This is a genomic window from Lysinibacillus sp. G01H (assembly GCF_028872195.1).
GTDB classification, from domain to species: domain Bacteria; phylum Bacillota; class Bacilli; order Bacillales_A; family Planococcaceae; genus Lysinibacillus; species Lysinibacillus capsici.
In genome coordinates, this window is the sequence record NZ_CP118397.1 from 917,089 (window position 1) to 936,809 (window position 19,721).

Genomic DNA, 19,721 nt, shown 5'->3' on the forward strand with positions numbered 1-19,721 from the left:
GAGCTAGCTTATATTTTTTAGAAAATTGGCTTACGTTCTTTGATAACACGAATTGTTTTTAATGTTGTATCCTCTGGTCCTTGAACGGGTAAACCTGCTTCAATATTCATTTGAATATAATGAATATTTTCTTGAGTAATTATTTCCCCGGGAATAAAAATAGGAATCCCAGGAGGATACACCATAATAAATTCTGCACAAATACAGTTATCTGCTTCTGCAAGGGGAACGACTTCTGTATCTGCATAAAAAGCATCACGCGGAGACATGGCAAGAGCTGGAATTTCCGGCACATTTACTAAAGCCTCTGTTATAGCCGCTTCAGAATCAAATGCTTTTGACATACGAGTTAAAGCATTTATTAAAAGATTGATTTCCTTTTTTGTATCTCCTAAAGTCACTAAACATAAGATATTATAAAGGTCAGACAATTCTACTTCAATATTGGCATTATAACGCAACCATTCCTCAGCTCGATGACCAGAAATACCTAAATCTTTCACACTAATCAGAAGTTTTAATGGATCCATATCATAAGTTGCAGAAGAATGTAACTTTTCCTTGCCAGCACACTTTAAATGTGGTATTTGATTGATGCGTTTACGAGCGTCCTTTGCTAAACGTAATGCATCGTCAATTAAATCGTATCCATGAATGGCTAGCTGACGTCGAGCTGTGTCAAGTGAAGCAAGTAATGGATAGGATGTCGATGTAGTTGTTAACATAGAAAATACAGCTTGTACACGTTTTGCAGAAACAAGACCCTCACGTACATTTAAAATAGATGTTTGTGTCATGGAGCCACCAAGCTTATGAACGCTTGTTGCTGCCATATCAGCACCTGCTTCCATAGCTGAATATGGAAGGTCATCATGGAATTTTATGTGTACACCATGCGCTTCATCTACTACTACAGGAATATTACGGTCATGAGCAATCTCCACAATACGCTTTAAATCAGCTGTAAAGCCAAAATATGTTGGATTAATAACAAGTACTGCCTTTGTATCTGGGTAAGCATTTAATGCTTTTTCAACAGCTTCAGGGGATATGCCATGAGAAATCCCATATTCGCTGTCAACTTCAGGATGAATAAAAATTGGAATGGCACCAGCGAATACAATCGCCGACATAATAGATTTATGAACATTCCGTGGCACTAGAATTTTATCACCTGGACCGACGACGGTCAGAATCATCGTCATGATGGCGCCACTAGTACCTTGAACGGAAAAGAATGTATGATCAGCACCAAAGGCTTCAGCTGCTAAGTTTTGCGCTTCTTTTATAGCACCCTTTGGTGAATGTAAATCGTCTAGTGGAGCAATATTAATTAAATCAATTGATAAAACGTTGTCGCCGACGAATTCACGGAACGCAGGATCCATCCCTTGCCCTTTCTTATGGCCTGGAATATGGAACTGAATGGGATGTCTGTTCCGATGTTTTAGTAATACGTCGAACAATGGAGTCTCTAATTGTGACAACGCAGGTACCACCTCACTTTATAATATCTAAGAAAACAAATGAATTATAGCACCTAACGACACGAAAAAATAGGCTTTTCCTAAAAAATAAAAGGATTTTTTTCAGGGTACCGAGAAAATAGTATTGAACGAAAGGGGAGGTACTATGAATTGGAATACACGTGTGACGGATCTTTTACAGGTTAAATACCCAATTATTCAAGGGGGATTAGCCTATTTAGCATATGCTGATTTAGCCGCAGCTGTGTCGAATGCTGGTGGTTTAGGGCAAATAACGGCTATGAGTTTACGAGATCCTGAATTATTACGAGCAGAGATCCATAAGGTACGAACATTAACAGATAAACCATTTGGCGTAAATTTTGCGATTGGCATGCATGGTACAGGCTATGAGGATATGGTGCGCGTTGCAATCGAAGAAGAAGTTCCAGTTGTTACAATGACGGGGGGAAATCCAGCGCCTATATTTAATTTGCTGGCAGGCACAGCTATAAAAAAATTAGTACTTGTAGCTGCTCGTAGACAAGCACAAAAGGCTGAACAGCTTGGAGCAGATGCTGTAATGGTTGTGGGTCAAGAGGGTGGCGGTCATCTGGGGCGTGATGATGTCGGTACAATGGTTCTTGTTCCCCAAGTGGTTGATAGTGTAAGTATTCCTGTCATTGCTTCTGGCGGAATTGGCGATGGGCGCGGCTGGATGGCTGCTCAAGCATTGGGAGCTGAAGGCATTGAAATGGGCACTCGTTTTATAGCAACACGAGAGTGTGTTGATGCTTCACAGGCTTATAAAGAGGCCCTAGTTGCAAGTACTGAGGCAGATACAACCATTATTAAGCGCTCAATTGGTGCACCAGCTCGTGCATTACGCAATGACTTTACTGCGAAGATTTTGGAAATTGAGGAAAAAACACCAACATATGAAGCGTTGAAAGAATATATAAGTGGTTCAGCAAATAAACGCTTTATTTACGATGGTGATAAGAATCAGGGCTTTGGCTGGGCTGGACAAGTGACTGGAATGATTCACGATATTCCAACCGTTGATGACCTTATTAAGCGAATGGTTGCAGAAGCTGAAAGTATACGGTTAAAATGGGGGCAATAACGTAAAGGTGGTTTTGTCGAATGGAATACTCTTATCCGTTTTCAACTGATTGGTCCACAGAGGAGATTGTGGATGTTATTCAATTCTTTGAGGGAATTGAGAAAGCTTATGAAAAGGGCATCAAGCGTGAAGTTATGCTAGCTAAATATCGACGCTTTAAAGAGATTGTTCCTTCCCAAGCAGAGGAAAAATCAATTTTTCGTGAATTTGAAGAGGCGAGTGGCTACATTAGCTATCCAGTTGTAAAACAAACAAAGGAAGCCGAAGATGGAATGATTATAAAAGTTTCCCCAAGAAATGGCCGTTAAAAAAAGTGGATGTGAGATCAACTCACATCCACTCTTTATTTTTTGTGTTAAAAAACGACATAATGCATAAACTACATCAATAAAAAACTTTATAAGGTTAGCCTATTTTCCAACAATAATGTTGTAAAGAGGAAGTAAGCTGTTAAATGTGTCCTCTGTTAATTGATGTAATTCGCTTGCTGTTAATTTGGTTGCTTGTTCTTTTGCAATATGACGGCCAATTAAGAATTCACCCTTTTTGACATCTCGTAGGCGAATAAGAAGTTCTTCAAGCTTGTCTTCTTTTGCCACTTCGAGAGAAACTGCCTCAGGGGACATATGATCTCCTGACACGATAAAATCATCTGGAAGCTGTTCAATTAAAGATTTATGAGCTAGTAAACGCTCAGCCATAACATTTTTTTGAGGCGCTTCATAAATAATAGCTAAGACGATGAATAAATGTGTGTGCCATAGACCAATCTGAAAGTGAGGCAATGATTTATAACCTCTTTTATAAGGTGCGAAGGCAACCCAGCTATCTTTTGGAGGGTTAACAGTTCTTCGAGCATGTTTAGCCACATGCGGGAAGAATTCTTCACCTAATTGACTAGAGAAATATGCAGAAAAATCTTCACCTAGCTGATTGAATTTTGGACGTACATGTAAATTTAAAGCATCCATTCTCTGTTCTAAACCGTCTATTGTAAAAACCTTAAAGTCTTTGTTTGTCCACTTTATTTTTGGCAATTTTATTTTACTCCTTTCGTTTTATAAGGTTTATTTTACGCTGAATTTGGGAAAAAATCTTATAACAAGAACTTTATCAAATGAGCAAAGTTTTTGTAAAAAAATTAAAAAAAGGAAGTGTTTTTTATGAAACCGTTCGTAAAAATTATACGTAAAGTTGACATTGAAAAGCAATATGAGCATATTTTACAATTAGAATTAGATTATGAATTAGCTTCACTTTTTGCAGCAATGAATGAAAAAAATGATATCGAAATTGAAAAAAGTAAAAAACGTCTGGCAGAAATTCAGATGGAACTTGAAAGTTTGCACGCCTATGCGTAATCAAAATCTAATACCCATTTAAAAAATCACTTGCTGAATATTCCGACAGCAGGTGATTTTTATTGTGACAAAGGGTAAAATAGAAATTATATCATAAGGTAGTACTAGGTTTTATATAGCAAAAGTTGTGAAGTAGTGGGAAAAGGTATCATAAACATACGGGAGCGATTAATATAGAAGGCCTTTTCTTATATTCGAAGGGTGGGTTATGAGTGGATTTACAACAAATTGATAAATTTGCAAAAGATATTATTTTTGAAGCTGGGCGACGTATTCGGGAGGCTTTTTCGTATAATCTAGTAATTGAGACAAAATCAGGTGCAAATGACCTCGTTACCAATATTGATCGAGAGACGGAGTTATTCTTTATTGAGCAAATTAAAGCTTTTGATCCAACCCACAAAATTCTAGGGGAAGAAGGAATGGGCGAACAGGTTAAATCACTAGACGGTGTAGTTTGGATTATTGATCCAATTGATGGAACGATGAATTTTGTTAAACAGCATCGTCATTTTATGATTTCTATCGGTATTTTTGTCAATGGCGTAGGAAAGCTAGGTTACATATTTGATGTTATGCGGGAGGATTTATTTAGTGCCATCGAGGGGCAAGGGGCATGGTATAATGATTCACCATTGCGTAAACTACAGTCTGTTACAATGGAGGAGTCAGTCATTGGCATAAATGCACATTGGGTCGCACCTAACCGACATATTCACCATGAAAAAGTGATTGATATGGTTCGTAAAGTTCGCGGTACACGCTCCTATGGCTCCGCAGCAATGGAAATTGCATTTGTTGTAAGTGGCAAATTAGATGCCTATGTCTCTATGCGTTTAGCACCATGGGATATTGCAGGAGGGACCATCATTGCTCAGGAAGTTGGAGCAGTTGCTACAAATCTACATGGTGAAGGCTTTGATTTCCTTCATCAGGATACATTTATTATTGCTAATCCCGCTATTCATAAAGAATTATTAAAAAAATATATAGTGCCATATGAATAAAAAAGAGCCGTCTATTTATTAGACAGCTCCTTTTTATGTTCTTTAAAGTAATCCTTGCGCACGTAGTTTACGCTTCATTTTAAAGGCTGTCATGAAAATGACACAAGTAGCCACAATACCAGCTATTACACCAAATACATTACTAGCTGCAACAGAGTAGCCAATAGAGCACATTGCTAATACAGCTGCCAATGCATAGATGGCCATTACGATTTTTGCACGATTCATAGCCTAGCCTCCTATATAAAAAATTTGTCGATCAAATATATTTTTTAGAATGATGGAAATTCTAATAAGGACATTTCTATCCTTCTTGTGCTATAATATCACAGTTAAACATTCGAAAAAAGAATATGGAGTGGAATAATGACAAACTTACGTCAAGATCTTCGCAATATCGCAATTATCGCCCACGTTGACCATGGTAAAACTACTTTAGTCGACCAACTATTAAAACAATCAGGTACATTCCGTTCAAACGAACATGTTGAAGAACGTGCAATGGACTCTAATGATATTGAACGCGAACGTGGTATTACAATTTTAGCAAAAAATACTGCAGTAAACTATAACGGAACACGTATTAACATCCTTGATACGCCTGGACACGCCGACTTCGGTGGTGAGGTAGAACGTATTTTAAAAATGGTAGATGGCGTTTTACTAGTTGTCGATGCGTATGAGGGTTGTATGCCGCAAACACGCTTTGTACTGAAAAAAGCGTTGGAACAAAAGTTAACACCGATTGTAGTTGTAAACAAAGTTGATAAAGACTCAGCTCGTCCATTAGAAGTAGTAGATGAAGTATTAGAATTATTCATCGAGCTAGGCGCTGATGATGATCAATTAGATTTCCCTGTTGTGTATGCATCAGGTGTAAACGGTACAGCTTCTCTTGATGCTGATCCAACAAAACAAGAAGAAAATATGCAATGTCTATTTGAAAAGGTAATTGAAGCAATTCCTGCACCAGTAGACAACTCAGTAGATCCATTACAATTCCAAGTGGCATTACTTGACTACAATGATTATGTTGGTCGTATCGGGATTGGACGCGTATTCCGCGGAACAATTGAAGTAGGACAACAAGTTGCTTTAATGAAGTTAGATGGGACTGTGAAACAATTCCGTGTTACGAAACTATTTGGTTTCTTTGGTTTAAAACGTGAAGAAATCCAATCAGCAAAAGCTGGTGACTTAATTGCTGTTTCAGGGATGGAAGACATCAATGTTGGGGAAACAGTATGTCCGGTGGAACATCAAGAAGCTTTAACACCATTACGTATTGACGAACCAACATTACAAATGACTTTCTTAGTGAATAATTCACCGTTTGCAGGTCGTGAAGGGAAATGGGTAACTGCTCGTAAAGTAGAAGAGCGTTTACGTTCACAACTTCAAACGGACGTATCTCTTCGTGTAGAAGATACAGATTCACCAGATGCATGGACAGTTTCTGGTCGTGGTGAGCTACATTTATCAATTCTTATTGAAAATATGCGCCGTGAAGGCTTTGAACTACAAGTATCAAAACCTCAAGTTATCATTCGTGAAATTGATGGTGTAAAATGTGAACCATTTGAACGTGTACAAATTGATGTTCCAGAAGAAAATGTAGGTTCGGTTATTGAATCGATTGGTACGCGTAAAGGTGAAATGTTGGATATGGTGAACAATGGCAATGGCCAAGTACGTTTAACATTCCTTGTTCCTGCACGTGGTTTAATTGGATATACAACAGAATTCATGTCTATGACGAAAGGTTTTGGTATCATTAACCATACATTCGATTGTTACCAACCATATATTCCAGGCCGTATTGGTGGACGTCACCAAGGTGTTCTTGTATCAATGGAAACTGGTAAATCGACAACTTATGGTATGATGCAAGTAGAGGACCGTGGTACACTATTTGTTGAGCCAGGTACTGAAATTTATGAAGGTATGATCGTTGGTGAAAATACACGTGATAATGATATCACTGTAAACATAACAAAAATGAAGCAAAAAACGAATGTTCGTTCTGCGACAAAAGATGCAACAAACGTTATTAAAAAGCCACGTCTATTAACACTAGAAGAAGCATTAGAGTTCTTAAATGATGATGAGTATTTAGAAATCACACCAGAATCTATTCGCCTTCGTAAACAAATTCTAGATAAAAATGAACGTGAAAGAATAGCGAAAAAACTAAAAAACGCTGAACAATAATTTTTTGCTTCCACGAAAGGAAGAGGAGTCTTGGATCTGAAGTCCGCTTTATTGGGTGAACTAAATGTTATTCAAGTTGCTGCACAGACAGGTACAGATGAAACAACACGAGTTTATGGGAGAATGGCTGGTATCACTAGATTTTTATATGAAAATTTACCAAGCTATGAAATAGCAGGTTATGTTGTATTTCTTCTTGTATTTGTACTTTCTGCCATTGTCTATAAGCTAGGCTTTGCCAAGAAATTAAAGTTATCTCAAAATATTATTATTTATGCGTTCCTATTTTTAGGTTGTATCATGCTTACATTCTTCGCCCTATTCTTACCAATGATTGAAGGTCTGATTGTAGCGGCCTTAATTCTAATTGTCTATAAAACAAGACTATGGCGTGAAAAAAGAGAAGAGCAACAAGCTACCAATCAATAACAATTACGTACTTTATAATAAGAACTTTTTATCTGTTAGTAACAGTCTTAGCGGTTTTAAAGCTAAGGCTGTTTTTTTTGTATGTTTCCCCTGTAGTCAAGCTGAAGAAAACACCCACACTCTACACAAATTAAAAAATGATAGGCACCGAAATCTTCTTATGTGAATAAGTTAATGTCGATAGGCTTATTTTCAACACATCAAGGAGGAAAGGGAATGCGTTGGCTTACAAAAGGTTTATTATTAGGTGTCATTGCTTTGTTACTCCTTTCTTTGACGGCATGTAATAAAGCAGAGCTAGAAAAAGTCAAAGTAGGAGAAGTAACTCGTTCAATTTTCTATGCGCCTCAATATGTAGCACTTGAGAAAGGTTTCTTCGAGGAGGAGGGTCTTTCTGTTGAGCTACAAACGATTGCAGGTGGCGATAAAACGATGACGGCGTTACTGTCAGATGGAATTGATATAGCTTTAGTTGGGTCGGAGACGTCTATTTATGTCACATTACAAGGTGCAAATGATCCTATTCAAAATTTTGCACAGTTAACACAAACGGATGGTACCTTTTTAGTGGCAAGAGATAAGATAGATAATTTTTCGTGGGATCAATTGAAGGGCTCAACGTTTTTGGGGCAACGTAAAGGTGGAATGCCACAAATGGCAGGTGAATTCGTGCTGAAAAAACATGGCATCGACCCTGTAAATGATTTAACGCTCATTCAAAATATTGATTTTGCCAACATTGCTACTGCTTTTGCATCAGGTACTGGTGACTATGTTCAATTATTTGAACCTACTGCGAGTGTCTTTGAGAAAGAAGGAAAAGGTTATATTGTAGCTTCGTTTGGAACGGAGTCTGGTAATCTTCCTTACACGTCCTTTATGGCCAAAAGTAGTTATTTAAAGGATGAAGCTTCAACTGTTCAAGCTTTTACAAATGCATTGAAACGAGCACAGGATTTTGTGCAAAATGAGAGTGCTGCTGAAGTAGCAAAGATTATTCAACCGTATTTTGAAAATGTAGATATAGAGATAATTGAAACGGTAATTGAGCGATATAAAGCACAAGGCTCTTATGCTACTGACCCAATCCTTGATGAAGGAGAGTGGGATAACTTGCAAACAATTATGGAGGAAGCAGGTGAACTTCCTCAACGTGTGGAGTATGAAAAACTTGTGAACACTACTTTTGCCAAAAAGGCTGCTGAGTAATATGGAATTTTTACAGCTGGAGAATATTCACCATAGTTATTTTTCAAGTAAGCAGGCAAAGGAAGTATTACGTGATATCAGTTTAGCCATTCATGAAGGAGAGTTTGTTTCGTTTATTGGGCCGAGTGGCTGCGGTAAAACCACATTATTATCAATTATTGCAGGATTATTCCCTGCCACTGAAGGCAATGTTTATATAGATGGTGAAAAGCTATCAGTAAGTAATCAATCAAGCATTGGCTATATGCTTCAGCAGGATTATTTATTTCCTTGGAAGACCATTGAAGAAAACGTCACAATTGGCTTGAAAATAATGGAGAAAAGTCATAAAACACATAAAGTAACGGCCAATGCGTTATTACAGGAAGTAGGATTACCGCAAGTGGGGAACAATTACCCTCGAGAGTTATCAGGAGGTATGAGGCAACGTGTCGCCCTTGCTCGTACCTTAGCTGTGAATCCTAAAATTTTATTATTAGATGAACCATTTTCTGCATTAGATTATCAGTCGAAATTAAAGCTTGAGGATTTAGTGGTGGAAACATTAAAAACTTATAAAAAGACTGCTATTCTTGTGACACATGATATTGGTGAAGCAATCGCGATGAGTGAGCGCGTAGTTCTATTTTCTGCAAATCCGGGGACAGTTCACAAGGTGTTTGAAATACCTAAAGCCCTTAATGAACTATCACCTTTTGATGTAAGACAGCATCCAGCCTATGCAGATATTTTCCAAACTATTTGGAAGGAGCTGGAGAGCCTTGGATAATACGTTATTTAAGCAATATCAGCAATTGTTAAAAAAAGAAAAACGCTATGTTCGAGTGTATCAGCTTATTATTTTACTGCTATTCTTTGGAGGATGGGAACTGCTTTCAAGATTAGAATGGATTGATCGGTTAATTTTTAGCTCGCCAACTCATGTATGGCATACATTTGTTGAAAAAGTCATTGATGGTTCATTAACATTGCATGTGAGTGTTACATTAATGGAGACCGTAATTGGCTTTTTAGCGGGGACTTTATTAGGAACATTGATAGCTGTTGTCTTGTGGTGGTCTCCGTTACTATCAAAAGTACTCGATCCCTATCTAGTAATTTTAAACGCAATGCCAAAAGTTGCGCTTGGTCCGATTTTGATTGTTGCACTCGGCCCAGGTTATTTTTCTATCATAGCTATGGGTGCATTAATATCCATCATTATAACAACGATTGTTGTATATACGGCATTTAAAGGTGTCGATCCAAATTATAGTAAGGTTTTACAAACCTTTGGAGCGACAAGATGGCAAATCTTTCGTGAGGTCATTTTGCCAGCCTCATTTCCTACGATCATTTCGACCTTGAAAGTGAATGTTGGTTTATCATGGGTAGGGGTTATTGTAGGGGAATTTTTAGTAGCTTCAAAAGGACTTGGTTATTTAATTATCTATGGCTTCCAAGTATTTAATTTTAACCTTGTCCTTATGTCACTTCTGATCATTGCCTTTTTTGCTACGATAATGTATCAAGTTGTAGAATTAGTTGAAAAAGCGATTATTAAAAATAATGGATAGTAGAAAAAAGAGGTGTCTCAAAATAGAGGCACCTCTTTTTAATCTGTTCTTTAGTTAAAATTCTTTATCCATCTGGGGTGAAGTACGATAAAAACGGAAATTGCCCGTTTCCATTCGTGCTACAGTATTTTCTGAAATGCGATCATGACAAATATCGCACATATAAGTATGAATTGGTCGATTACGCAATTTTTTTGCTAAAGGTAGATTATCATCTAAATTATGAATCGTATCGCAAATAACGCATTTAACGCGCATTGCATTCCCTCCTATTCAGCGCGAATGGCTGATACGTTTTTAATAGGATTGTCAATATTTGAACCGTCTCTTAGTAATACATGGATTGGACCGTCTTCTAAAAGAGGCTTACCGTCTTGGCTATATTTTAAAATAAGTGTATAAGCTTCTTCAATTGTAAAAGGATATTCTTGACCATCTTTGCAAGTTAAGACGATTTTTGTCGCTTCTGGTTTAATTTCAGCATTCTTCAAGAAATGACTTAATTCGATACCAAATGTACCTGTCTCCATTCCTTTACGGTCAAATTTCCTTTCTGATTTTAATGTAGGCGGGAATGTTGCTCCTTCCATAATTTCACGTGACCAGTGTGCTCCTACTTCACGCATATATTTGACCTCAGCATCTTCCTCAACATTTTGAGTAGTGAAGTAAGTGTTTAAATCTAATTTACGATCATCAAAAATCCACACAGTAGGATCTAATGTTAGTTGGTATGTGACTGCACCTGTGATAGGAATTATTGTTTCCATAATAGAAATCCTCCTCAAATCTTGTATATCCATGACATAGTATAACGCTAATGCCTAGAGATAATAAAGAAATATAATTCGAATTCTCTATTTTCCAATGAAGACACTTGCATTTTTATCGACTAAAAGATAAACTTTATTAAGATAGAATCGAAGAAATATCAGATAATGGGGGCGTCCTCATGGATACGAAATCACAAACTTCTTTTCAAGAGAAGGCTTTGGAGCTATTAGTTGCTGATGCAGATAAGATTGCTCGCCTTATTCGAGTACAAATGGATCACTTAACAATGCCACAATGCCCTTTATATGAGGAAGTATTAGATACACAAATGTTCGGCCTGTCACGTGAAATTGACTTTGCTGTGAAGCTTGGATTAATTGAACGTGAAAAAGGCAAAGAAATTCTCGATTCACTCGAGAAGGAACTTTCTGTACTACACGACGCGTATACAGACAAATAAAAAGAAAAACTCAAACGCTTTTTTGCGCTTTGAGTTTTTTTACTAGAACGAGGTTTTCCAATGAGACAATACTTAAAACGTTATGCACAAAATTTTGATTACCCCTTATTTTTTACGGTCCTATTATTAAGTTTATTTGGATTAATTATGATTTACAGTTCAAGTATGATGGTTGCTATTGTTCAAAAAGGTCAAGCACCTGATTATTTTTATCAAAAGCAAGTGACCAATTTAATGGTGGCACTTCTTGGCTTTATCCTTACAGCATTTTTCCCATATAAGCATTATGCGAATAAGAATATTATGTTATTGCTAACTGTTGTGTTAGTTGTGTTATTTACATGGGTAAAAGTAGCAGGTAATGGGGCAGAGGAAGTAGGTTCTCAAAGTTGGATTGCTATTTCAGGTTTAGGGAATTTTCAACCTTCAGAGTATGCGAAACTATTTATAATTTTATATTTTGCAGCTGCTTTTTATCGAAAAGCGCAAAAATATACGTTTGAAAAGCTACAACCTACTGAAATTTTTTACCCAATTTTTCTATGGATTTTAGTGGTTGCTGGGGTAGCCTTTGAAACAGACTTAGGAGCAGTGATTATTCTATGTGGTATTGCTGTTTCAGTTGTAGCTTCAAGTGGTATTCCATTTAAAACATTTTGGAAGTTTTTTGGTGTATTAGGTGCATTTGGTACAGCCATTCTTGGTATTCTATGGATATTTAAGGGAGAGCTACTAACAGGAAATCGAAAAGGACGGATATTGTCTTACTTAAATCCGTTTGAGTATGAGGATGGTAGTGGTCACCAAGTGGTGAATAGTTATTATGCCATTGGCGGAGGCGGCTTAGAAGGGCGTGGCCTTGGTCAATCTATTCAAAAATTAGGATACTTGCCTGAACCACAAACAGATTTTATTATGGCAATCATAATGGAAGAGCTAGGGATTTGGGGCGTTTTAATTGTCTTAGGTGGTTTGGGATTTATTGTATATAAAGGTTTTTCTATTGCATTACGAACAAAAGATCCATTGGCACGCATGATTGCGGCTGGCATTGCGAGCTGGATAGGCTGGCAATCGTTTATTAATCTTGGGGGTGTAACCGGGTTAATCCCGTTAACCGGTGTAACGTTACCTTTTATAAGCTATGGCGGTACATCTATAATCATTCTATCTTTAGCGATGGGAATATTAATCAATGTTTCTATGTTTGAAAAGGTAGAGAGGAAAAAAACACAATCATAAAGGGGGATACCTATGGAATCAATCAACAAAATTCTCGTAGCCAATCGAGGAGAAATTGCAATTCGTATTTTCCGTGCCTGTACGGAGCTGAATATCCAAACTGTTGCCATCTATTCAAGAGAAGATAGTGGTGCTTTTCATCGCTTTAAAGCAGATGAAGCTTATTTAGTGGGAGCTGGCAAGAAACCAATCGATGCTTATTTAGATATTGAAGGTATTATTGCCATCGCAAAAGATGCAGATGTTGATGCGATTCATCCAGGGTATGGTTTTTTATCAGAGAACGTGGAATTTGCACGTCGCTGTGAGGAAGAGGGCATTGTCTTTATCGGACCAACTTCTCAGCATTTAGATATGTTTGGAGATAAGGTCAAAGCACGTTCTCAAGCCATTGCAGCTGAGATTCCTGTTATTCCTGGTACAGATGGCCCAGTAGCCGATCTAGCAGAGGTAGAGACGTTTGCTAGCAATTATGGCTATCCAGTTATGATTAAGGCAGCACTTGGCGGTGGTGGTCGAGGGATGCGTCTAGTCCATACGCCAGAGGATCTTGCTTCCTCCTATGAAAGAGCAAAATCTGAGGCAAAGGCTGCTTTTGGTTCCGATGAAGTATATGTAGAAAAAGCAATCATAAAACCAAAACACATTGAAGTACAAATTATTGGCGATAAACATGGCAATATTGTGCATTTATATGAGCGTGACTGCTCAATTCAGCGTCGACATCAAAAAGTGGTAGAAATTGCGCCATCTCATTCGATTTCACAAGAGTTAAGAAATCGTATTTGCGATGCTGCTGTGAAATTAATGAAGAATGTCTCGTACATAAATGCAGGGACAGTGGAATTTTTAGTCGCAGGAGACGATTTTTATTTCATCGAGGTAAACCCTCGCATTCAAGTAGAACATACAATTACAGAAATGATTACAGGTGTTGATATCGTCCATGCCCAAATTAAGGTAGCGGCAGGCTATGGACTTCAAAGTGAAGAAATTCATATGCCAAAGCAAGAAGATATGCCAATGATTGGCTATGCCATTCAAGCACGTGTGACAACAGAAGACCCTGCAAATGACTTTATGCCAGATACAGGAAAGTTAATGGTTTACCGTTCAAGTGGTGGTTTTGGCGTGCGATTAGATGCTGGGAATGGCTTCCAGGGTGCTGTCGTTACACCATACTATGACTCTTTGTTGGTGAAAATTTCTACTTCGGGTATGAACTTTAAAGAAGCTGCTGCGAAAATGGATCGTAATTTAAAAGAATTCCGTATTCGTGGCGTTAAAACGAATATTCCGTTTTTAAATAATGTGGTGACTCATGAAAAGTTTTTATCAGGGGCCTTTGATACTAGCTTTATTGATACAACACCAGAGCTTTTCGAGTTCCCTGTGCGTAAAGACCGTGGAACAAAGCTGTTAAGCTATATTGGGAATGTGACCTTAAATGGCTTCCCTGGTGTAGAGAAGAAGTCAAAACCTATCTTTGTCCAGCCAAACCAACCTAAAATTGATCCTTTAATTGTACCACCAGCAGGTACAAAGCAGATTTTAGATACACAGGGAGCAGATGGCTTAGTGCAGTGGATTTTAGCACAGGAAGACGTACTACTAACAGATACTACATTCCGCGATGCTCACCAATCCCTGCTTGCAACACGTGTTCGTTCACAGGATATGTATCAAATTGCAGATGCAACAGCTCGCATGATGCATCAGTTATTCTCGCTGGAAATGTGGGGCGGTGCAACATTCGATGTAGCATATCGCTTCTTAAAAGAAGATCCATGGGAGCGGCTAGCGAAACTGCGTGAGCAAGTGCCGAATGTGTTATTCCAGATGTTACTGCGTGGAGCTAATGCTGTTGGTTATACAAACTATCCTGACAATCTAATCCGAGAATTTATCGCTGAATCGGCTTCATCAGGAATTGATGTATTCCGTATTTTCGATAGCTTAAATTGGATTAAAGGCATGGAAGTAGCGATAGATGCTGTGCGTCAATCAGGAAAAATTGCTGAAGCAGCCATCTGTTATACGGGGGATATCCTCGATGACAGTCGTGCGAAATATTCAGTGCAATACTATAAGGATATGGCGAAAGAGCTTGAAGCATCTGGTGCCCATATTTTAGCGATTAAAGATATGGCTGGTTTATTGAAACCGGAAGCGGCGTACCGTTTAATTTCCGAGTTAAAAGAAACGACAAGTCTGCCAATCCACTTGCATACACATGATACTAGTGGCAATGGAATTTACTTATATGCTAAAGCGATAGAAGCAGGTGTTGATATTATTGATACAGCGCTTGGATCTATGGCAGGTCTAACATCTCAACCAAGTGCAAACTCCTTGTACTATGCAATGAAGGGCGGCAAACGTGAGGTACGAGCGGATATCGATGCATTAGAAAAATTATCGTACTACTGGGAAGATGTTCGTAAATACTATAAAGATTTTGAAAGTGGCATGATCAGCCCGCATTCTGAGATTTACGTACATGAGATGCCTGGTGGTCAGTATAGTAACTTACAGCAACAAGCAAAAGCTGTAGGGCTTGGTGATCGATGGGAAGAAGTGAAACGCATGTATTCCCGTGTAAATCTACTATTTGGTGATATTGTCAAAGTGACACCATCCTCCAAGGTAGTGGGTGATATGGCTTTATTTATGGTGCAAAATGATCTAGACGAAAATACAGTCTTAACAAGAGGGAAAACAATTGACTTCCCAGATTCTGTGATTGAATTCTTCCAAGGTTATCTTGGGCAGCCACATGGCGGTTTCCCAGAGGCATTACAACAAGTAGTGTTAAAAGATCGAGAAGCAATTACAGTTCGTCCAGGAGAATTATTAGAGCCTATTCAATTTGATCAATTAGAGGCTGTGCTAGAGGAAAAGTTAAATCGTCCTGTTACGAAAAAGGATGTTCTGGCTTATGCTCTTTATCCAAAAGTCTTTGAGGAGTATGCGAAAACAGCAGAATCCTTCGGTAATATTTCAGTTCTTGACACACCAACATTCTTATATGGCTTAAAGCTTGGGGAAATTATTGAAGTCGAAATAGAAAAAGGGAAAACATTGATTATTAAACTCGTTTCAATCGGGGAACCGCAACACAATGGAACACGTGTCCTTTACTTTGAGCTCAATGGACAGTCGCGTGAATTGGTGATTCAAGATATGACTGTTGAGGTTGATGGCAATTTAGCATTAAAAGCCGATCCAAGCAATCCAAACCAAATCGGTGCTACAATGCCAGGTACTGTGTTGAAAGTTGTTGTTTCTAAAGGTAGTCCTGTTAAACGTGGAGATCACCTGTTAATTACAGAAGCGATGAAAATGGAAACAACTGTCCAAGCACCTAAAGACGGCATTGTAAAAGAGGTATATGCAAGTGCAGGAGATGCCATTTCAACAGGCGATCTATTAATTGAAATTGAATAGATAGTCTTAAAAAAGGTTATTAGATACTTTTATTAGTATAAAATGTACCCTATAAGATAGACACTTTCAAAAAGGTCATCTTATAGGGTATTTTTATTTATAATGAAGAAAAAACGAGCGGTGGTAGATTGTATGACTAAAAAATTTTTTTCGGAACAACAACAGGCACAATTAAAATTAAATCCATACGTCAAAACAGTAAGCGCGAAAGCCATTACTTATACAGATGAATTTAAAGAATTTTTTATTGATGAATACGATAAAGGAAAATATCCAAGTGAAATCTTTTTTGAGGCGGGTTTTGACATTGAAGCCCTTGGTCCAGCTCGTATTCGGAGAGCTTCAAATCGTTGGCGTACAGCTTATAAAGAGCATGGGCTTACAGGCTTAGAAGATGCCAGAAAACATGCTTCAGGTCGCCCTTTAGAACGCGAATTAAGTATAGAAGAAAAATACGCCCGCTTAGAGGCGAAGATGAAATTGTTAGAAGCAGAAAACGAATTTTTAAAAAAGCTAGATCAACTCGAAAGGCAGCTGATAAGGAAGCAATCAAAATAAGTACTACACAAAAATTTGAGTTAATCCATCAAATTATTGAAAAATATCAATTAAAACGGATGGTACGATATCTTTGTGAAATGGCAAAGGTTTCACGCTCAGGCTACTATCGCTATTTTAGAGAAGAAGCTGTCTTAACTCGTCAAAAACAGAATGAAGAAGATGAAGTGGTGAAAGAAGTCATTTTAAAGGCCTTTCATTTCCGAGGACGAAAGAAAGGCGCACGTCAAATAAAAATGACACTAGAAAACCAATATGAAATTACGTACAACCTTAAGCGTATCCGTCGCATTATGAAAAAGTTTAATATTATCTGTCCCATTCGAAAAGCCAATCCAGCGCGTCGTATGGCAAAAGCAACGAAGGAACACCGTATATGCCCTAACAATTTACAGCGCAACTTCAAGCAAGGTGTGGCAGGAAAAGTATTACTAACCGACATCACATATTTAACATATGGAGGCGGTAAACGTGCTTATTTATCAACGATAAAAGACGCCGAAACAAATGAAATTTTAGCGTATGAAGTATCCTCTACATTGGGTATAGAAATTGCGCTCAATACGTTACATAAATTAAAGAAACATCGGCATTTAAGGGAGGATGCCTTTATCCATTCGGATCAAGGTTTCCACTATACGAATCCAAAATTCCGAGCCTTAGTGAAGAAAATTGGCTTAGGACAGTCCATGTCACGTCGAGGAAACTGTTGGGATAATGCGCCACAAGAATCGTTCTTTGGGCATTTTAAAGATGAAACAACTATTAGAGCATGTGAAACGTTAGAAGAAGTAAAGAAAGAAATTAAGAGTTATATGATTTACTACAATCATTATCGAGGGCAATGGAATTTAAAAAAGCTGCCGCCTGCAAAATACAGACAGCAGCTTCAAGAAGTTGCCTAACCTTTTTCAAAATGTCCTTTACAAAGGGTACATTTTAGTATCTACATAACCTTTTTTATTGTGTTTAAGCGATAAATCATATAAAAATTGATTACTTAATCAAAAAAATGTTCAATCAATCAGGAGGGGTCTATGGATAGCAGTAAAAATACCTTTATTCAGGAAGCAAGAAAGCAGCAAATTATTGAAGCTACGATAACGACACTTGATGATATAGGCTATGTAAAGGCAAGTTTAGCACAAATCGCTAAACGTGCTTCTATTAGCACAGCATTAATTTCTTATCATTTTGTAGATCGACAAGATTTAATCAACCAAAGTCTCCAAGCACTGATTGAGCAATCCACAACTTTTATTTTGACAAAAACATATACTGCCAGTGACCCTATCACACAATTAGCAAACTTCATAGAGGCAAGCATTGCTTATCAAGCAACACACCCAAAAGAAAATGCAGCATTATTAGAAATTGTCTTCAACGCTCGAACTGAACAAGACATCCCTTACTATAAACTGCCAGATGAAGAGGAAGATCCACTATTGAAGGCATTATGTAATATTTTAGAAGATGGAAAAAAACAGGGGACATTTAGTGTTCGCTCTGTCGATGTAATGGCAAAAGTAATTCAAGGAGCGATTGGTGAATACATGCTTATAGGGGGACCGCTTGCTATTGCGGCAGAGGATTACAGTCTCGAAGTAACAAATATTATATGGACAGCAATGAAAGTAGAGGGGCCAAAAAATGCTTAAAGCACTATTTAACTGGATGTTAGTCATAGGTTTAATTTTATTAGGAGGCCGTCTCGTAACGCTAATTTGTCGATATTTCGACATTCCTTTTACAACATTTTTTAAAGATTATGCTTTTGTATCCATGATTATTTTAATTGTTGGGATTATAGGGACTGAAGCTATGAAGAAACAAAAATAGTCATAGAAAAAAGATTCGACACATCGTTGGTGGCGAATCTTTTTTAATGGGCTATTTCTTTTTCTCATTATAATTACTTCGAGCGACTAGCATGATCATATAGCATAATAAACCGAATAAAAGGGAAATAAATAATGAATGCAGTAAAGCTACCGTTAAATTCAGTTTAGTAAGGACTACTAACATACCTGCAATAACTTGTAAAACTACTATTGTAAAGGCAATTATCCATCCATAGTATATAACACGTTGATGTTTATATTCCTTTACAGCATGCCAAGTTATGTATGCAATCCAAATGAAAATAATAAGAACTGCTAATCGATGTCCCATTTGCACCCATTCATACATATTATTCGGCGGTGCGAAAGGTGTTTCATTATAGCAAAATGGCCAATCAGGACAAATTAAGCTCGAATCTGTATGACGAACGAGCGCCCCAGTATAAACGACTAAATAAGAATAAATTGTGACAGCAATTGTATGCCAACGTAACTTTTTACCGATAAATACGTTATCAGCATCAAATTTCCGATCGACTTCAAATACAATCATAGAGAGAAGAAGAACCGCGGCAAAGGAAATAAGAGATATCCCAAAATGTAGTGCTAAGATGAAATCACCTTGCCCCCATAATACTTGAGCTGCTCCAATAAGAGCTTGCGCGATTAAGAAAAACATTGCTAAGAAACCTAATAGCTTTACTTCACGAATATGTCCGAGCTTACGCCATGTCCAAACGGTTAACACAAGAATTGAAATAGATACAACTCCTGTTACGAGACGATGTGAGAATTCAATAAGGACTTCTGGTGTAATCTCCTTTGGAATAAGAGATCCATTGCAATCAGGCCAGTTTCGACCACAGCCTAGGCCACTATCTGTTTTGGTAACGAGAGCCCCACCTAGTAATATAAGGAGCATCCCTACTGTAGCGGCAACAGCAAACCACTTCAAATACCTGTTGTGTTGCATAAAATGAGTCACCTACTTTATCTATCAACATTACAAGAACGTAATGTTTCTGCTACTAGAT

General features: G+C 37.7%; 22 protein-coding genes. 16 read left to right on the forward strand and 6 right to left on the reverse strand.

Annotated features, from left to right (window positions below; translation table 11 throughout):
* Positions 1–17 precede the first annotated feature (17 nt).
* Complete coding sequence (locus PSR12_RS04370) at positions 18–1,487, reverse strand: aminotransferase class I/II-fold pyridoxal phosphate-dependent enzyme (protein ID WP_004224764.1); 1,470 nt, start codon at positions 1,485–1,487, stop codon at positions 18–20.
* Positions 1,488–1,632: 145 nt separating this feature from the next.
* On the opposite strand from PSR12_RS04370, the gene PSR12_RS04375 reads away from it, so the two are divergent.
* Together PSR12_RS04375 and PSR12_RS04380 are read left to right on the forward strand one after the other, a co-directional pair.
* Complete coding sequence (locus PSR12_RS04375) at positions 1,633–2,592, forward strand: NAD(P)H-dependent flavin oxidoreductase (protein ID WP_221679673.1); 960 nt, start codon at positions 1,633–1,635, stop codon at positions 2,590–2,592.
* A 20-nt stretch (positions 2,593–2,612) separates the two neighbouring features.
* Positions 2,613–2,900, forward strand: a complete 288-nt coding sequence (locus PSR12_RS04380) for a UPF0223 family protein (RefSeq protein ID WP_221679675.1) — start codon at positions 2,613–2,615, stop codon at positions 2,898–2,900.
* 102 nt (positions 2,901–3,002) lie between these two features.
* On the opposite strand, the gene PSR12_RS04385 is transcribed toward PSR12_RS04380, so the two are convergent.
* Positions 3,003–3,629 carry a YktB family protein gene (locus PSR12_RS04385; RefSeq protein WP_221679677.1) on the reverse strand — a complete coding sequence of 209 codons (627 nt, stop codon included), beginning with the start codon at positions 3,627–3,629 and terminating at the stop codon, positions 3,003–3,005.
* A 126-nt stretch (positions 3,630–3,755) separates the two neighbouring features.
* On the opposite strand from PSR12_RS04385, the gene PSR12_RS04390 reads away from it, so the two are divergent.
* Positions 3,756–3,953 (forward strand): hypothetical protein, encoded by a 198-nt coding sequence (locus tag PSR12_RS04390; RefSeq protein ID WP_026023402.1) that lies wholly within the window; start codon positions 3,756–3,758, stop codon positions 3,951–3,953.
* 212 nt (positions 3,954–4,165) lie between these two features.
* The gene (locus PSR12_RS04395; RefSeq protein ID WP_221679679.1) at positions 4,166–4,960 is read left to right on the forward strand and encodes an inositol monophosphatase family protein; all 795 of its coding nucleotides are present in this window, start codon (positions 4,166–4,168) and stop codon (positions 4,958–4,960) included.
* Positions 4,961–5,002: 42 nt separating this feature from the next.
* Here PSR12_RS04395 and PSR12_RS04400 read toward each other — a convergent pair whose 3' ends face one another.
* Positions 5,003–5,188, reverse strand: a complete 186-nt coding sequence (locus PSR12_RS04400; protein WP_004224770.1) for a DUF5325 family protein — start codon at positions 5,186–5,188, stop codon at positions 5,003–5,005.
* A 138-nt stretch (positions 5,189–5,326) separates the two neighbouring features.
* On the opposite strand from PSR12_RS04400, the gene typA reads away from it, so the two are divergent.
* From typA to PSR12_RS04425, 5 genes are all read left to right on the forward strand, one after another.
* Positions 5,327–7,171 carry a translational GTPase TypA gene (typA, locus tag PSR12_RS04405; protein WP_221679680.1) on the forward strand — a complete coding sequence of 615 codons (1,845 nt, stop codon included), beginning with the start codon at positions 5,327–5,329 and terminating at the stop codon, positions 7,169–7,171.
* A gap of 30 nt (positions 7,172–7,201) precedes the next feature.
* Entirely contained in the window at positions 7,202–7,600 is a 399-nt protein-coding gene (locus tag PSR12_RS04410; RefSeq protein ID WP_004224772.1) for a YlaH-like family protein, read from the forward strand.
* Between the two features lie 216 nt (positions 7,601–7,816).
* On the forward strand, positions 7,817–8,809 hold the full coding sequence (locus PSR12_RS04415) for an ABC transporter substrate-binding protein (protein ID WP_004224773.1): 993 nt from the start codon (positions 7,817–7,819) through the stop codon (positions 8,807–8,809).
* A gap of 1 nt (position 8,810) precedes the next feature.
* Complete coding sequence (locus PSR12_RS04420; RefSeq protein WP_274771791.1) at positions 8,811–9,578, forward strand: ABC transporter ATP-binding protein; 768 nt, start codon at positions 8,811–8,813, stop codon at positions 9,576–9,578.
* A complete protein-coding gene (locus tag PSR12_RS04425; protein ID WP_274771792.1) occupies positions 9,571–10,365 on the forward strand; it encodes an ABC transporter permease in 795 nt (264 codons plus the stop codon). The genes PSR12_RS04420 and PSR12_RS04425 overlap by 8 nt, the downstream gene beginning before the upstream one ends.
* Positions 10,366–10,419: 54 nt before the next feature.
* On the opposite strand, the gene PSR12_RS04430 is transcribed toward PSR12_RS04425, so the two are convergent.
* Positions 10,420–10,623, reverse strand: coding sequence for a YlaI family protein (locus tag PSR12_RS04430; RefSeq protein WP_048394712.1), 204 nt, complete (start codon positions 10,621–10,623; stop codon positions 10,420–10,422).
* An 11-nt stretch (positions 10,624–10,634) separates the two neighbouring features.
* Positions 10,635–11,135: a molybdopterin-binding protein gene (locus PSR12_RS04435; RefSeq protein ID WP_016992767.1), complete on the reverse strand. Its 501-nt coding sequence runs from the start codon at positions 11,133–11,135 to the stop codon at positions 10,635–10,637.
* A 182-nt stretch (positions 11,136–11,317) separates the two neighbouring features.
* Here PSR12_RS04435 and PSR12_RS04440 point away from each other — a divergent pair, with 182 nt between their 5' ends.
* The 7 genes from PSR12_RS04440 (at position 11,318) to PSR12_RS04470 (ending at position 18,685) form a co-directional block, all read left to right on the forward strand.
* Entirely contained in the window at positions 11,318–11,599 is a 282-nt protein-coding gene (locus PSR12_RS04440) for an Fpa/YlaN family protein (RefSeq protein WP_004224778.1), read from the forward strand.
* 60 nt (positions 11,600–11,659) lie between these two features.
* Positions 11,660–12,841, forward strand: a complete 1,182-nt coding sequence (locus PSR12_RS04445; protein ID WP_016992768.1) for an FtsW/RodA/SpoVE family cell cycle protein — start codon at positions 11,660–11,662, stop codon at positions 12,839–12,841.
* Positions 12,842–12,853: 12 nt separating this feature from the next.
* A complete protein-coding gene (pyc, locus tag PSR12_RS04450) occupies positions 12,854–16,288 on the forward strand; it encodes a pyruvate carboxylase (protein WP_274771798.1) in 3,435 nt (1,144 codons plus the stop codon).
* Positions 16,289–16,420: 132 nt separating this feature from the next.
* Positions 16,421–16,846 (forward strand): HTH domain-containing protein, encoded by a 426-nt coding sequence (locus PSR12_RS04455; RefSeq protein WP_058844812.1) that lies wholly within the window; start codon positions 16,421–16,423, stop codon positions 16,844–16,846.
* Positions 16,789–17,751 (forward strand): IS3 family transposase, encoded by a 963-nt coding sequence (locus tag PSR12_RS04460; RefSeq protein WP_231745103.1) that lies wholly within the window; start codon positions 16,789–16,791, stop codon positions 17,749–17,751. Before PSR12_RS04455 ends, PSR12_RS04460 begins: the two co-directional genes overlap by 58 nt.
* A gap of 132 nt (positions 17,752–17,883) precedes the next feature.
* On the forward strand, positions 17,884–18,504 hold the full coding sequence (locus tag PSR12_RS04465) for a TetR/AcrR family transcriptional regulator (RefSeq protein WP_258859600.1): 621 nt from the start codon (positions 17,884–17,886) through the stop codon (positions 18,502–18,504).
* Positions 18,497–18,685, forward strand: a complete 189-nt coding sequence (locus tag PSR12_RS04470; protein ID WP_258859599.1) for a hypothetical protein — start codon at positions 18,497–18,499, stop codon at positions 18,683–18,685. The genes PSR12_RS04465 and PSR12_RS04470 overlap by 8 nt, the downstream gene beginning before the upstream one ends.
* A gap of 51 nt (positions 18,686–18,736) precedes the next feature.
* On the opposite strand, the gene PSR12_RS04475 is transcribed toward PSR12_RS04470, so the two are convergent.
* Positions 18,737–19,660 carry a COX15/CtaA family protein gene (locus tag PSR12_RS04475; protein ID WP_016992770.1) on the reverse strand — a complete coding sequence of 308 codons (924 nt, stop codon included), beginning with the start codon at positions 19,658–19,660 and terminating at the stop codon, positions 18,737–18,739.
* Between the last annotated feature and the right edge of the window lie 61 nt (positions 19,661–19,721).

Coding starts and splice junctions, on each gene's coding strand:
- PSR12_RS04430 (WP_048394712.1), bottom strand. CDS start 10,623: ATGCGCGTTAAATGCGTTATTTGCGATACGATTCATAATTTAGATGAT.
- PSR12_RS04465 (WP_258859600.1), top strand. CDS start 17,884: ATGGATAGCAGTAAAAATACCTTTATTCAGGAAGCAAGAAAGCAGCAA.
- PSR12_RS04470 (WP_258859599.1), top strand. CDS start 18,497: ATGCTTAAAGCACTATTTAACTGGATGTTAGTCATAGGTTTAATTTTA.
- PSR12_RS04475 (WP_016992770.1), bottom strand. CDS start 19,660: ATGCAACACAACAGGTATTTGAAGTGGTTTGCTGTTGCCGCTACAGTA.
- PSR12_RS04440 (WP_004224778.1), top strand. CDS start 11,318: ATGGATACGAAATCACAAACTTCTTTTCAAGAGAAGGCTTTGGAGCTA.
- pyc (WP_274771798.1), top strand. CDS start 12,854: ATGGAATCAATCAACAAAATTCTCGTAGCCAATCGAGGAGAAATTGCA.
- PSR12_RS04415 (WP_004224773.1), top strand. CDS start 7,817: ATGCGTTGGCTTACAAAAGGTTTATTATTAGGTGTCATTGCTTTGTTA.
- PSR12_RS04375 (WP_221679673.1), top strand. CDS start 1,633: ATGAATTGGAATACACGTGTGACGGATCTTTTACAGGTTAAATACCCA.
- PSR12_RS04445 (WP_016992768.1), top strand. CDS start 11,660: ATGAGACAATACTTAAAACGTTATGCACAAAATTTTGATTACCCCTTA.
- PSR12_RS04400 (WP_004224770.1), bottom strand. CDS start 5,188: ATGAATCGTGCAAAAATCGTAATGGCCATCTATGCATTGGCAGCTGTA.
- PSR12_RS04420 (WP_274771791.1), top strand. CDS start 8,811: ATGGAATTTTTACAGCTGGAGAATATTCACCATAGTTATTTTTCAAGT.
- PSR12_RS04435 (WP_016992767.1), bottom strand. CDS start 11,135: ATGGAAACAATAATTCCTATCACAGGTGCAGTCACATACCAACTAACA.
- PSR12_RS04380 (WP_221679675.1), top strand. CDS start 2,613: ATGGAATACTCTTATCCGTTTTCAACTGATTGGTCCACAGAGGAGATT.
- typA (WP_221679680.1), top strand. CDS start 5,327: ATGACAAACTTACGTCAAGATCTTCGCAATATCGCAATTATCGCCCAC.
- PSR12_RS04455 (WP_058844812.1), top strand. CDS start 16,421: ATGACTAAAAAATTTTTTTCGGAACAACAACAGGCACAATTAAAATTA.
- PSR12_RS04390 (WP_026023402.1), top strand. CDS start 3,756: ATGAAACCGTTCGTAAAAATTATACGTAAAGTTGACATTGAAAAGCAA.